14 protein-coding genes are annotated in these 13699 nt (G+C 45.9%); 13 read left to right on the plus strand and 1 reads right to left on the minus strand.

All coding sequences use genetic code 11. From position 1 onward, the window contains the following. Window positions 1-260 precede the first annotated feature (260 nt). Window positions 261-401 carry a hypothetical protein gene (locus AC4PHI_RS00705; protein ID WP_492200420.1) on the minus strand — a complete coding sequence of 47 codons (141 nt, stop codon included), beginning with the start codon at window positions 399-401 and terminating at the stop codon, window positions 261-263. Between the two features lie 208 nt (window positions 402-609). Between AC4PHI_RS00705 and AC4PHI_RS00710 the strand changes: the two genes are divergently transcribed. The 13 genes from AC4PHI_RS00710 (at window position 610) to AC4PHI_RS00770 (ending at window position 13699) form a co-directional block, all read left to right on the plus strand. Further along, window positions 610-1755 carry an ABC-three component system protein gene (locus tag AC4PHI_RS00710; RefSeq protein ID WP_492200421.1) on the plus strand — a complete coding sequence of 382 codons (1146 nt, stop codon included), beginning with the start codon at window positions 610-612 and terminating at the stop codon, window positions 1753-1755. Then, window positions 1739-1969 (plus strand): ABC-three component system middle component 7, encoded by a 231-nt coding sequence (locus AC4PHI_RS00715; RefSeq protein ID WP_492200422.1) that lies wholly within the window; start codon window positions 1739-1741, stop codon window positions 1967-1969. Before AC4PHI_RS00710 ends, AC4PHI_RS00715 begins: the two co-directional genes overlap by 17 nt. Further along, window positions 1954-3600 carry a DUF2326 domain-containing protein gene (locus AC4PHI_RS00720; RefSeq protein ID WP_492200423.1) on the plus strand — a complete coding sequence of 549 codons (1647 nt, stop codon included), beginning with the start codon at window positions 1954-1956 and terminating at the stop codon, window positions 3598-3600. Before AC4PHI_RS00715 ends, AC4PHI_RS00720 begins: the two co-directional genes overlap by 16 nt. Further along, a complete protein-coding gene (locus tag AC4PHI_RS00725; protein WP_492201505.1) occupies window positions 3597-3800 on the plus strand; it encodes a helix-turn-helix domain-containing protein in 204 nt (67 codons plus the stop codon). Before AC4PHI_RS00720 ends, AC4PHI_RS00725 begins: the two co-directional genes overlap by 4 nt. Before the next feature lie 249 nt (window positions 3801-4049). Beyond that, window positions 4050-7079: a Cna B-type domain-containing protein gene (locus AC4PHI_RS00730; RefSeq protein WP_492200424.1), complete on the plus strand. Its 3030-nt coding sequence runs from the start codon at window positions 4050-4052 to the stop codon at window positions 7077-7079. A 186-nt stretch (window positions 7080-7265) separates the two neighbouring features. Further along, window positions 7266-7577, plus strand: coding sequence for a DUF7768 domain-containing protein (locus AC4PHI_RS00735; RefSeq protein WP_492200425.1), 312 nt, complete (start codon window positions 7266-7268; stop codon window positions 7575-7577). Then, the gene (locus tag AC4PHI_RS00740; protein ID WP_492200426.1) at window positions 7574-9817 is read left to right on the plus strand and encodes a phage/plasmid primase, P4 family; all 2244 of its coding nucleotides are present in this window, start codon (window positions 7574-7576) and stop codon (window positions 9815-9817) included. Before AC4PHI_RS00735 ends, AC4PHI_RS00740 begins: the two co-directional genes overlap by 4 nt. 164 nt (window positions 9818-9981) lie before the next feature. Continuing rightward, complete coding sequence (locus tag AC4PHI_RS00745; protein ID WP_492200427.1) at window positions 9982-10263, plus strand: PDDEXK family nuclease; 282 nt, start codon at window positions 9982-9984, stop codon at window positions 10261-10263. Next, window positions 10244-11590, plus strand: coding sequence for an SNF2-related protein (locus AC4PHI_RS00750; RefSeq protein ID WP_492200428.1), 1347 nt, complete (start codon window positions 10244-10246; stop codon window positions 11588-11590). Before AC4PHI_RS00745 ends, AC4PHI_RS00750 begins: the two co-directional genes overlap by 20 nt. Further along, the gene (locus AC4PHI_RS00755; RefSeq protein WP_492200429.1) at window positions 11583-12101 is read left to right on the plus strand and encodes a hypothetical protein; all 519 of its coding nucleotides are present in this window, start codon (window positions 11583-11585) and stop codon (window positions 12099-12101) included. The genes AC4PHI_RS00750 and AC4PHI_RS00755 overlap by 8 nt, the downstream gene beginning before the upstream one ends. Next, window positions 12091-12534 carry a hypothetical protein gene (locus tag AC4PHI_RS00760; RefSeq protein ID WP_492200430.1) on the plus strand — a complete coding sequence of 148 codons (444 nt, stop codon included), beginning with the start codon at window positions 12091-12093 and terminating at the stop codon, window positions 12532-12534. Before AC4PHI_RS00755 ends, AC4PHI_RS00760 begins: the two co-directional genes overlap by 11 nt. 102 nt (window positions 12535-12636) lie before the next feature. Further along, window positions 12637-12990 (plus strand): HNH endonuclease, encoded by a 354-nt coding sequence (locus tag AC4PHI_RS00765; RefSeq protein WP_492200431.1) that lies wholly within the window; start codon window positions 12637-12639, stop codon window positions 12988-12990. Window positions 12991-13117: 127 nt separating this feature from the next. Further along, window positions 13118-13699 carry a P27 family phage terminase small subunit gene (locus AC4PHI_RS00770; RefSeq protein ID WP_492200432.1) on the plus strand — a complete coding sequence of 194 codons (582 nt, stop codon included), beginning with the start codon at window positions 13118-13120 and terminating at the stop codon, window positions 13697-13699.

Consider the following 13699-nt stretch of genomic DNA (forward strand, 5'->3'; position numbering starts at 1 on the left):
TTTCCGCCGTCTGGAGGAAAGGGCAAAGGAATAAAGAAAAGGTCCCGTGCGATTCAGTACACGAGACCTTTAGAGCCGAAAAATGGGCACAGAAAAGAAAGGTACTGAAATCGCCATGAACTGCTTGGTGCAGTGTTTTGACGTTTTCTGTATCCTCTGCCTTTCCGTGCACAGATCGGCTTTAGATAATTTTTAGGTTGGTTACGACTTTGGCAATCCAGGCTGTCCAGTTAAGGGCTGTCTCTGTACTGCCGGGTAAATTACTTGCGCTTAGGCTTGGTTTGCGATAAAGCGCTGCCTGCCACAGACTTTGAATTTTTGCTGTAGCGTCCGTCTCGCAAAATGCGAGAAGCTTTACGAGCAACTTTTCTTGAAGTTTGCTTTGAGTTTCGCTTGGCCATACTTGTCACCTCCTTTTTAGAGATTTGCGATTACTAATCAAAGAAAATTTGGTGTTCGCCAAGCTGTAGTTGTAAAATCAGACAAAAGGCGATATAATTTACACACTATTCTTCGATTACTCCTATTGTACTTAGGGGGTTATCCTGGAATTAGATGTTTTGAGATGACGTGAGATACTTTGGATACTTTGCTAAGGAGGTCGCAGGGATGTTGTTTCATGAACTAGTCCATGCTGTACATCCGTACCTTATGAAAGATGCGGATATTCCGGAATTTATGCGCACCTTGATTCAGATGCTCTGTGATATTCCTGAAGAGGATTGGACAACAAAAAAAGACCCTTCGTCAGAACAGGTCAATAAGGATGCATCCTTACGGAAGTTCTATACGAAAGGGCCTACTAAAAAGTTGGCAAAAGCAATGCTGGGGCGACTTACAAAAGATAATTTTGTTGAATCTATAAATTATGACAGGACAGATGTTGTAAAAGGGTCGCTTGCTGAAAGCATAAGACCTTTTCACGAAAGTGTTGATAAAGATAATGTAGGCGAGGTTCTTTTCGAGCTATTTAAAAAATCCCTGGAATTTATCATAAATCCAAAATTGGAAAATGAGCGCAGATTAACTCTCGCAAAAAACACCTCAAGCCAAGCTAAAACATCCTTTGGTTCCTCTCTGTTGGCGGATTCTGAGCATATATGCTCTATGCCGGGCTGCAGTAAAAGTTTGCAAGTTGAAGACATCGATAATAACGCTGTTGAAGACTATGAAGCAGCTCGCATAGACAACAGTAAAAGTGTTACATATAGATCTTTTATAGCTCTATGCCATGACTGTTTTCAGAAATACGCCTTTAAACATACTAAAGCTGAAGAAACAGCGTTGCAAGCCATTAAAAAAGTGCAGATGCAAACCCGTGATTCAAAAAATGTGCTTGACACAATAGGTATTGAAAAGGGTATCGGCCAGGTTGTTTCCAATCTCTCAAGAGCAAAACCTAAAGATTTTATTGAAATTAGTTATGAGGCTCTGAGTGTATCCGAGAAAATTGATGAAGGAAGTCACAGCATATTACTTAACCAGGTTACGAGCGATGTAACTAAATATTTCTTGTTTGTTGAGAAATCAATGCAAGACGCGGCGAGGAAGAAATTGTTCAATGATCTTTTGCTGAGGGCGCAAATAAAAGCCGCATATGAAAAGCTTGCGGATAAGAAGTATAGTCCCGAGCAAATTTATACTGCTATATCAGAAAAATTGCATGCCATTACCAAGCAAGATATCTTTTATTGTTACATCGTGATTGCATATTTTATACAGTCGTGTGAGGTGTTTGATGCTTTTACCAAATAAACTGTTTTCATATAGTGAAACAGCACTCTCAAAGATTTCTTATGTACTAGAAGTGCTGGATGAACCTCTTTCTCCATACGAGATATTGCACAGCATTGATGGAGTACTGAGCGGTCCTTTGGAATTAATAGATGCACTAGACATTCTCTATGCACTGGGTGAAATACGATTAATAGAGAATGAGGGGAGGATCGCCAGATGCTCAAAAAAATAAGCTGTGAACTTTTTAAAGTGAATGGGCAAAAAAGGGAGCCTATTCGATTTCATAAGGGCTTGAATATTATCCTGGGCGGAGGGACAGGTGTAAACTCCATCGGGAAATCAACTATGCTCCTCATCATCGATTTTGTATTTGGTGGAAATACGTACCTTTCAAGTGATGCTGTAAAACAACTCGGAAATCATAACATTGAATTTGTTTTTGAGTTTGACGGCATCGATTATCGATTTGTTCGTAGTACTGCACAGGCGAATAGTATTTTTAGGGTTGATGAGAACGACAATATTCTGAATGAGATTGACCTGCAGGATTTTACTGATTGGTTATGTAAAAAATACAAGATGGATTTGCCAGGTCTTAAATTCAGAAATACAATCAGCCGTTTTTTCAGGATTTATGGGAAAAAGAATTATGACGAATTTCGCCCGCTACAGGATACCGGGCAATCAGAGAATCAAGAAAAAGCGATCCGTGTCCTTGTTGCTCTTTATAATCAATATGCTGAGATTGAAGCTTTCGAACAGCAACTAAAAACAGCTGAGGCTAGAATAGATGCTTTTCGTAAAGCACGAAGATATCAGTTTATTCCGTCTGCTGTTGATGGAATGAAAAAATATGAGGAAAACATCCAGATAATTTCTGAACTGAAAAGGAAAAAGTCAGAATTAGAGTTGAGCGGCGATCAATCTTTCAGTGAAGAAGAAGTCAAGAAGGCTGAACAAACTAATGAATTGCGGATGGCAATTCAGGATGCCAGGCGGAAACTTCGACACAAAGAAAATGATCTACATTTAATAAGTCTTAATCTTACTCAAGGAGTATATCCGACAGAGGCGGATTTAAAGAATCTGCAGGAGTTTTTTCCGGAAGCAAACCTGGCTAAAATTTTGGATGTTGAGCGTTTCCATAACAAGATTCAGGCCATTTTGCACGATGAGCTGGAAGCTGAACAAGAAAAAAGTAAAGAGGAAATTCAGCCGCTTAAAGGAGTAATTGAAAGTCTGCAGAAGGCATTAGAGAACATCCAACCGTCAATGGCTTTTAGCCAGGAGTTTTTAAACACTTACACAGAACTCGACCGCAGGATCCATAAATTAGAAGATGAAAACGAAGCTTTTGAAACAAGAAACAGATTACAAAATGAGAAAAAACAAGCGAGTGACCGCCTTAAGTCCCAGACAGGAATGGTGCTTAACGAGATTAATTCTAAAGTCAATAGCAGTATGGCAGGGATTAGTGATGTTGTCTCCCAAGGATTGGATAACCCTCCAGTACTCAATATTAAGGAGTACAACAGCTACTCTTTTGAAACACCCAAGGATACCGGTACGGGAACTAATTTTAAGGGGATGTTGATTTACGACTTGGCTACGCTGAGAAATACCGTTCTGCCGGCTATGGCACATGACTCATTGCTCTTTGCAAATATTTCTTATGAGACGGTGGAGCGAATTTTACAGCTATATGCAAGCGAGACAGACAAACAGATATTTATCGCCTTTGATCGAGCTGATAGCTATGACAGAGAGGCACAGGACATTGTCAAAAAGAACACCGTTTTGAAACTTGATAATGATGAGGAGGCATTGTTCGGATGGAAATGGAGCAGGAAAGAAACACCATGAGAATTCAATACAACAAGCTGTGGAAACTTTTGATTGATAAAAACATGAAGAAAGTAGACCTAAAAAATGCGGCAAAGATTAGTTCTAACTCAATTGCAAAACTGAGTAAGAATGAGCCGGTACGTATGGATGTTCTCATGAAGATTGCCATCGCTTTGGATTGCAAGGTGGAAGACTTGTTTGAGACAGTGATTACTTGAGAGTAAAGCCTAGTTACTCGTTGTTTTTGCAAAAAAGGGTTTCTAAAGGAGGACTCAATATGGTATAATAAGTAAGATTATAGCTATTGTAGAGGGTCATGTGTGGTCTGCCTGCTATCCTGAGCCTCCCTCTTCTGTGCTTAATTATGAAAGAGATTGAGGGAATTGGGTTATCTCTTTTCTTTCATCGTATGAGCACATTATGTTATCAGATGATACAATAATTTTACTTAGGAGGTGGCAACAGTTATGGTAAAACGATCAAAAACTAAACTCGCCTTTTCTTGGCTCATTGCTTTTGTCTTAATATTTAGTCCTTTGGTTTCGACCTTTATGCCTATCGCTGCAGCAGAAACATCTGGAGATTTTGAAGTTTCGGTCAGTTATGATGCAAATGGCGGTAGTGGAGAAATGAAGCCGCTTACCGTGGCATGTATGGAATACATTACATTGCCTGAAAACGGATTCATAGCCCCTGAAGGGTGCACTTTTAAAACCTGGGATATAGGTGGAACGGAATATGCTCCCAATGAAGAAGTGCAAATTCGTTCTGATACTGTAGTTAAAGCCGTCTGGAAGGATGTGTCAGAAGTTTCAGAGGAGAGCGATGTAGGTCCTAGTGCTGAGGCTGAGCCAGCTGGGTCGGTGGATGTAGAGCTGCCCCAGACGGAGCTTCCAGAAGAGGGTGTTGGTAATTCTGCTGAAGGGGCTGATGGCTCGCATGCGGTTATCGGTGATACGGCAACAGGCTTTGAGGTAACGAATACAAAGACACCGGAAGTTGTTGACGTAAGCGGAACCAAGACCTGGGAAGACAACAACGACCAGGACGGCATGAGACCGGACAGCATCACCATCCGTCTGTTAAAGAACGGTACGGAGATTGCTTCCAAGACCGTGACGGAAGCGGACGGCTGGGCTTGGAGCTTTACCGACCTGCCGAAGTATGAAGCGGGCGAGCTCATCACCTACACCATCACCGAAGATACGGTTTCTGAGTACAGCAGTGCAGTCTCCGGTTACAACGTGACCAACACACACACACCGGGCAAGACCAGCGTACAGGTAACGAAGGCCTGGGCGGACGGAAACAACCAGTACGGCGTGAGACCTAAATTGGTCACCATCAAGCTCTTAGCTGACGGGGTCGATACAGGCAAGACCTTGGTACTGGTAGCAACCAACAACTGGACGGATACCTTCACGGATCTTGATGAATACAAGGCCGGTACGAAGATTGTTTACACGATTGAAGAATTGACCTTGGGAAGCGGCTACACCAGTGTCATCACGGGTGATGCGGCAACAGGCTTTGAGGTAACGAATACAAAGACACCGGAAGTTGTTGACGTAAGCGGAACCAAGACCTGGGAAGACAACAACGACCAGGACGGCATGAGACCGGAGTCCATCACTATTCGTCTATTAAAGAACGGCACGGAGATTGCTTCCAAGACCGTGACGGAAGCGGACGGCTGGGCTTGGAGCTTTACCGACCTGCCGAAGTATGAAGCGGGCGAGCTCATCACCTACACCATCACCGAAGATACGGTTTCTGAGTACAGCAGTGCAGTCTCCGGTTACAACGTGACCAACACACACACACCGGGCAAGACCAGCGTACAGGTAACGAAGGCCTGGGCGGACGGAAACAACCAGTACGGCGTGAGACCTAAATTGGTCACCATCAAGCTCTTAGCTGACGGGGTCGATACAGGCAAGACCTTGGTACTGGTAGCAACCAACAACTGGACGGATACCTTCACGGATCTTGATGAATACAAGGCCGGTACGAAGATTGTTTACACGATTGAAGAATTGACCTTGGGAAGCGGCTACACCAGTGTCATTACGGGTGATGCGGCAACAGGCTTTGAGGTCACGAATACGCATACACCGGAAGTCGTTGACGTAAGCGGAACCAAGACCTGGGAAGACAACAACGACCAGGACGGCATGAGACCGGACAGCATCACCATCCGTCTGTTAAAGAACGGTACGGAGATTGCTTCCAAGACCGTGACGGAAGCGGACGGCTGGGCTTGGAGCTTTACCGACCTGCCGAAGTATGAAGCGGGCGAGCTCATCACCTACACCATCACCGAAGATACGGTTTCTGAGTACAGCAGTGCAGTCTCCGGTTACAACGTGACCAACACACACACACCGGGCAAGACCAGCGTACAGGTAACGAAGGCCTGGGCGGACGGAAACAACCAGTACGGCGTGAGACCTAAATTGGTCACCATCAAGCTCTTAGCTGACGGGGTCGATACAGGCAAGACCTTGGTACTGGTAGCAACCAACAACTGGACGGATACCTTCACGGATCTTGATGAATACAAGGCCGGTACGAAGATTGTTTACACGATTGAAGAATTGACCTTGGGAAGCGGCTACACCAGTGTCATCACGGGTGATGCGGCAACAGGCTTTGAGGTAACGAATACAAAGACACCGGAAGTTGTTGACGTAAGCGGAACCAAGACCTGGGAAGACAACAACGACCAGGACGGCATGAGACCGGAGTCCATCACTATTCGTCTATTAAAGAACGGCACGGAGATTGATTCCAAGACCGTTACGGAAGCGGACGGCTGGGCGTGGAGCTTTACCGACCTGCCGAAGTATGAAGCGGGCGAGCTCGTCACCTACACCATCACCGAAGATGCGGTTTCCGAGTACAGCTCAGAAGTTTCCGGTTACAACGTGACCAACACACACACACCGGGCAAGACCAGCGTACAGGTGACGAAGGCCTGGGCGGACGGAAACAACCAGTACGGCGTGAGACCTAAATTGGTCACCATTAAGCTCTTAGCTGACGGCGAAGACACCGGCAAGACCCTGGTTCTGACAGCAACCAACAACTGGACGGATACCTTCACAGATCTTGACGAATACAAGGCCGGCCAGAAGATTGTTTACACAATTGAAGAAGTAGCCGTTGGGAACGGCTACACGAGCGCTGTTACCGGTAATGCGGAAACGGGCTTTACTGTAACCAATAGCTATACACCTCCAACAGAACCGACAGAACCAACGACTCCAACAGAACCGACAGAACCAACGACTCCGACAGAGCCGACAAAACCCACAACTCCAACAGAGCCGACGAAGCCGACAACTCCAACAGAGCCGACGAAGCCGACAGGTCCTACAGAACTTCCGAAAACAGGAGAGGATAGTGGCCCTTATTTGTGGCTTAGTTTGATGTGTATGTCAGTGGGAGCGTTGTTGCTTTTATTCAGGAGAAAAACAAAAATACAAAATGATTAAAAGATGGTCGTGAAGTAGGGACCAAATCAGAGGGAGCCGGATATATTTTCTGGCTCCTTTTTTCTTGATGTGTATTTTATCTTGCTCATTGCCCAAAACCGCATAACTTGTCCAAGGGGATAGTGAGAGGATCATTATCCCTTTTGTTTTGCTCCTCTCGAAAATTATCGAAAGGAGTTTTTTTATATGAACAAACTCATTTATGTCTGCTCCCCTTATCGGGGAGACATCAAGACGAACACGGAACAGGCCAAGGGATACTGCCGAATAATTGTTCAGGAAGGCGATATCCCCATCGCTCCTCATCTTCTCTTTCCGCAGTTTATGGATGACAGCAAAGCCGCCGAGCGAGAGCGAGCAATGGAGATGAACCTTGAAATTATGCGCCACTGCGATGAGGTTCATGTCTTTGGCCATCAGATTAGCTTCGGGATGTTTGAGGAAATGCAGGCGGCAAAGAAGCTGGGCATCCCTGTGGTGCAGGAGGAAGTCGAATGAAACTAACCATTTACACAGCAGATACCTGCGGACAAGAATCCAATGTCTACTATCCGAACAGGCTTGATGTAACGGACGAAGCGGCTTTCAAGGATGCGGTCTCCTTTGACCATGTGGCGGCAAAGTATCAAAACAAGTATCGCAGCAATGCAAATTTTATCGAATCCGATCATATCAGCATGGACTGTGATAACGAAAAAAGCGATGATCCTGAGACTTGGATTCTACCTGAGGATATCCTAAGTCTCTTTGACGGTGTCTCTCTCGCTATCGCTACCAGTAGAAATCACATGAAGGAAAAAGGCATGAGATCCGCAAGGCCGAGATTTCATGTCTACTTTCCCATCCCTGAAACAAGAGATAGCGAAGGCTATGCAGACCTCAAAGAAGAACTGGCCGATCTCTTTTCCTTCTTCGATGCCGGAGCTTTGGGAAGTGCCCGTTTCATGTACGGAAACCCCGATACGGAGGTCATTTGGCGTGAAGGAGATCAGCTTATCACGGACTTTATCCGAGATGATTTTGCAAAGTGGGATGAAGCACAAAGCGAGATTCCGGAAGGCGCAAGAAATAAGACACTCTCGCACTATGCCGGTCGCATCATCATAAGGCTTGGCGCAACGGAGGAAGCCCATGAGATGTTTCTTAAAAAGGCTGACCTCTGTAATCCTCCGCTTTCGGATCATGAACTTCAAACCATCTGGCAAAGTGCGATGCGCTTCGGAAAGAAAGTATCTGCACAGGAAGGCTATATCCCTCCGGAAGAATACGGCAAGGACTTCTCACTTATGCCGCCCGATTTTTCAGATATCGGTCAGGCTAAGGTCTTGACCCGAGAAAAAGGCGAGATCCTCGTCTACACCGATGCGACAGACTACATGACCTATAACGGGACGCATTGGGAGGAATCAAGGCAAAGAGCGGTCGGTGTCTGTCAGGACTTTCTGGACAAACAGCTGGAAGAAGCAAAGGCTGTGCTTGGAAAAGCGACAAAGCTTCTCACGGAATCAGGGGTAACCCAAGAACTCATTCAGGCAGGCGGCAGGACGCTGGAGAAAGCTATCGAGCCGGAACAAAAGAAAACATTTGATTTATATCGAGTCGCCCTTGCCTATAAAAATTTTGTCATGAAAAGGCGTGACATGAAGTATGTCACTTCCGCACTTCAGGCGGCAAAGCCCATGCTCCTTAAAATGATTCAGGATTTTGACAGTCAGGATTTTATGCTGAATACGCCTACTGCTGCCTATGATCTGACAAAAGGCCTTCAAGGAGCGGTGCCACATAAGCCTGAAGATTATATGACGAAAATCACTCTGGTCTCGCCCGATACGAAAAATGAGAAACTCTGGCTTGATGCGGTCTCGGGCTTTTTCTTAAGTGATCAGGAACTCATCGAATATGTCCAGCAGATTGTAGGGCTTTCCGCTATCGGCAAGGTCTATATGGAAGCCCTGATTATTTCCTATGGAGAAGGTTCGAACGGCAAGTCGACCTTTTGGAACTCCATTGCTAAGGTGCTGGGAAACTACAGCGGTACAATCTCGGCAGATGCTTTGACGGTCGGATGCAGAAGAAATGTAAAGCCTGAGATTGCTGAGCTGAAAGGAAAACGGCTGGTCATTGCGGCAGAGCTAGAAGAAGGCATGCGGCTTAATACTTCCGTCATCAAACAGCTTTGTTCTACAGACCTTGTCTCCGGAGAAAAGAAATATAAAGACCCTTTCAAATTTACCCCGACTCATACCCTTGTCCTTTATACGAACCATCTCCCCAAAGTTGGGGCCAATGATGACGGCACTTGGCGAAGGCTCATCGTCATTCCCTTTCAGGCCAAGATTAAAGGCAAGGCGGATATCAAAAACTATGCGGACTATCTGGTGGAACATGCGGGCGGAGCGATTCTTTCCTGGATTATTGAGGGCGCGAGAAAAGCCATCGATAAAGACTTCAAAATCCCCATTCCGAAATGTGTGGCTGATGCCATTCATAGATACCGGGAGAATAACGACTGGCTCTCAGGCTTTCTCGAGGAATGCTGTGAGATTGATCCATCATACACGCAAAAGTCGGGTGAGTTTTACCAGGATTACCGGGCCTATTGCCAGAGAACAGGCGAATGGACGAGAAGCACGGCGGACTTTTATACAGCCCTTGAAATTGAAGGCTATGAACGCAAGAAAACGAAAGCCGGAATGGTGGTTTTAGGGCTTCGTTTAAAGTCTGAATTTATGGACTAAAAGTCAAAAGGTGCAGGTCGGTGCAGGTCTTTGTATAAAACCCCTTTAGGGCGAAAATTTTAGGTCAAAAATTCTATATAGAGAAGTTTATTAGATGACTTGCACCGACCTGCACCCTCTCGGAGAAAAGCCTGAAATATCAACGTTTGACGGAGGAAATAAAAATGCTTGAAAAACAGATAGAACATAAATTATTGACGGAAACCAGGGAAAGATCCGGGCTTTGTTTAAAGTTTGTCTCTCCCGGATTAAACGGTGTGCCGGATAGACTCATCCTTCTTCCTGGAGGAAGGATGGGATTTGTGGAAGTAAAGAAACCCGGCAAAAGTCCCGGAGCCTTGCAGCTTCAAAGGCATAAACAAATCAGGAGCTTGGGCTTTCAGGTTTTTGTCTTGGACGATCCGGGAGATATCGGAGGGATTCTTAATGCAATACAAGGCTCATGATTATCAGGAATATGCCAAAGAGGAAATCATCAAGAAAAAAGCCTGCGGCCTTTTCTTAGAGCCCGGACTTGGGAAGACAGTGATCACACTTTCCGCCATCTGGGAATTGATGTTTGACTACTTTGAAATTTCAAAAGTTCTCGTCATCGCTCCGCTTCGTGTAGCGGAGAATACTTGGACAGAAGAGCTTGAAAAATGGGATCATCTGACCTTTCTTCGAATCTCCAAGGTTTTGGGCAGTGAAAAGGAAAGAATCGATGCTCTTAAAACACCTGCCGATATCTATGTGATTAACAGGGAGAATGTCGCCTGGCTTTGTGATCTATATGACTGGGATTTTGACATGCTGGTGATTGATGAGCTTTCGAGCTTTAAAAATCCGTCCAGTAAACGCTTCAAGGCACTTCGGAAAAAGCGTCCCGGCATTGACCGTGTTGTAGGCCTTACGGGAACGCCCTCGACCAACGGGCTGATGGATTTATGGTCAGAGATTTATCTTTTAGATCAGGGTAAGCGTCTCGGGAAAACAATCGGAAGCTACCGGGCGGATTTCTTTGTTCCTGACCGAATGAACGGCTATATCGTCTATTCCTATAAGCCCCGTTCCGGTGCAGAGAAGTTTATTTACGGTCTTTTATCCGGTCTATGTGTTTCTATGAAAAGTTGCGACTTTCTCAAGATGCCGGAAAGACTGGAGCGAGATGTGAAGGTCAAACTTTCGGATACAGCAAAGAACATCTATATGGAGATGGAGCGGGAGATGGTGGCGGAGTTAATGGACAAAACCATTGATGCTGTAAATGCTGCCGTCCTTACTAATAAACTCATCCAGATGGCATCGGGTTCTGTCTATGACGACCAAGGAAGCATCGCAGAGCTTCATTCATCCAAGCTTGATGCCCTGGAAGACCTAATCGAAGCGGCAAACGGAAAGCCCGTTCTTATCTACTACAACTATCGCCATGAACGAAGCCGGATAAAAGAGCGTTTCAAGGAAGCAGTGGAAATTAATACACCTGAGGACTTTAAGGCCTGGAACAAAGGCGAGATCTCAATCGCTATGGCTCACCCCGCATCAATGGGACATGGTTTGAATCTCCAACACGGCGGTTCTACCGTGATCTGGTTTTCCCTTCCCTGGTCACTGGAGCTTTACAGTCAGGCCAATGCCAGACTCTGGCGGCAAGGACAAAAGGATACGGTTGTCATCTTCAGGCTTCTTGCCGAAGGGACGATTGACCGGGATGTAGCACGTGCTTTGGAGAAAAAGGACGTCACGCAGGAAGCTTTAATGCAGGCGGTGAAAGCGAGGGTGACGGATGGATAGCGTAAAGAAAGTCAAAGAAATGCTTAAATGTTACCCCGAGAACGCCAAAAGGATGAAAGAGCTGGAACAGGAAATGGCACAGTTTATTCCCATTACGGCAAGCGAGGTTTTGGAGATGCTGACCTTTCCCGGAAAGACCGGCGATGAGGTCAGAGTACAAAAGCAGCGTTCCAATAACCGCATTTTTTACATTGCCACTTCTTATCGCAGGCTTGCCTGGCTCATCAATCACAAGGCGGAAAGAGAGATGACGGAGGAATACGAAAAGGCGGCCAAGGAAGTGGAATTTATCCGCTATGCCATTCGTGCCCTGCCGAGCTTTTACCGAGACCTGATGACCTATGACATTTTGGAAGGCAGACGCTGGGGTGAGGTCTGTGAACGCTTTTCTTTAAGCGGCGTAGAGTTTTTAAGAAAGAAAGAGAAAGCCACCCTGCGAATGGCTAAGACACTGGAAAGACAATATCAATACTTCGGTTTTCGGAAGGAGGAATTTTACGATGAGAATTAACGAGCTTTTAAGTAACTACGAAAATTATCATAACGAACTTGAGGCAGACCTATGCCTCTTACAGGGTATGCTTCAACAGGACATGCCGGAACCCGGCGGTTCTCTGCCGGAGCTTAGCTTTATGTTGAAACAACTCGGCTGTTGTGCGGAATTTACCAACAATGCCGTTGTTGACCTACGCCTACAGCATGCGAAGCTTCGTATGCGTCAATTGTCCATTGCAGAGTGGGCAATCAACAGCCGGCCTGAAAGACAGAGATTGATTTTACAAGGTTTGTATCTTGAAGGTAAAAGCTGGCAGGAGTTACAGCTGGAGCTTCATATCAGCCAGACAACGATTGCCAGAGAACGCAATAAGGCTTTGAAAGACATTCAAAAGGAACTGGATACTTGGCCTGAAATCAGAAACTTAATGTTAGAAAGTTGCAAGTAAATGTGAGTGCTTTGTAACTAGTAACCCTGATACTATTAAGCTAGGAAAAAACTCAGAAGACCTGCGGCGATGCTGCAGGTTTTTTTATGCGGGAGGTGCTTGATGCCAAGAAAACCGAAGCGCCCCTGTTCTTATCCCGGCTGCCCCGAGCTTGTTGAGGGAAGATTTTGTAAGAAGCATGAGCAGGAGGAAGCAAGACGATACGAAAAATACCAAAGGGATCCTGAGACAAGAAGACGCTACGGCAGAGCGTGGAAGCGCATCCGTGACCGCTACATCAAGGCTCACCCTTTGTGTGAGGAGTGCAAACGAAACGGGAAGCTCACTCCCTCAGAAGAAGTTCATCACATCATTCCTTTGTCCGAAGGCGGAACAAATAAAGAGCAAAACCTAATGGCTCTTTGCAAGTCCTGTCACTCGAGAATCCATGCCGAGCGTGGCGACAGGTGGAGCTGACCCGGTAGGGGGGTCTCAATCTCTACGGAAGATTTTCCGAGCAACGGGCGGTGGGTGCCGTGCAAAAAAAGTTCAATTCAAACGGGGGATTAACCCCCTTTTTTATTTTCAGGAAAGGAGGTGCCTTGTGGCAAGAGACGGAACATATCGAGGCGGCAGACGTGTCAAGGCCGGCAGTAAGCCGGAACCCTTAGTCGATAAGATTGCCGCCGGAAAAGAAGCAAATGTATTAGAAACACACGATTTTGACCCGGAGGCCCTGTTTGCTCCGGATGAGCCGGAAGGCATCTCGGATTTATACGGTGAGGATATGCCTGAGCCGTCAGACTATCTATCCGCACGGCAAAAAGACGGCAAGCCCTTAGGCGCAGATGAAATTTACGAGGAAACCTGGCACTGGCTAAAGGAAAGACGCTGTGAGAAGCTCGTCAATCCGAGACTTATTGAATCCTATGCGCAGGCCTTTGCCCGCTTCATTCAGTGTGAGGAAGCGGTCAGCACCTATGGCCTCTTAGGAAAGCATCCGACAACAGGTGGAGCCATCGCCAGCCCCTTTGTTTCCATGAGCCAGAACTTCCAAAAGCAGGCCAACCTCATCTGGTACGAGATATTTGACATTGTAAAGCAAAACACGACGACCGCTTTTATCTCCACACCACAGGACGACATGATGGAGCGTCTCCTTCGAAAGAAAAAGGAGCGTGACTAA

This window comes from Vagococcus sp. QWL-13 (assembly GCF_058683555.1).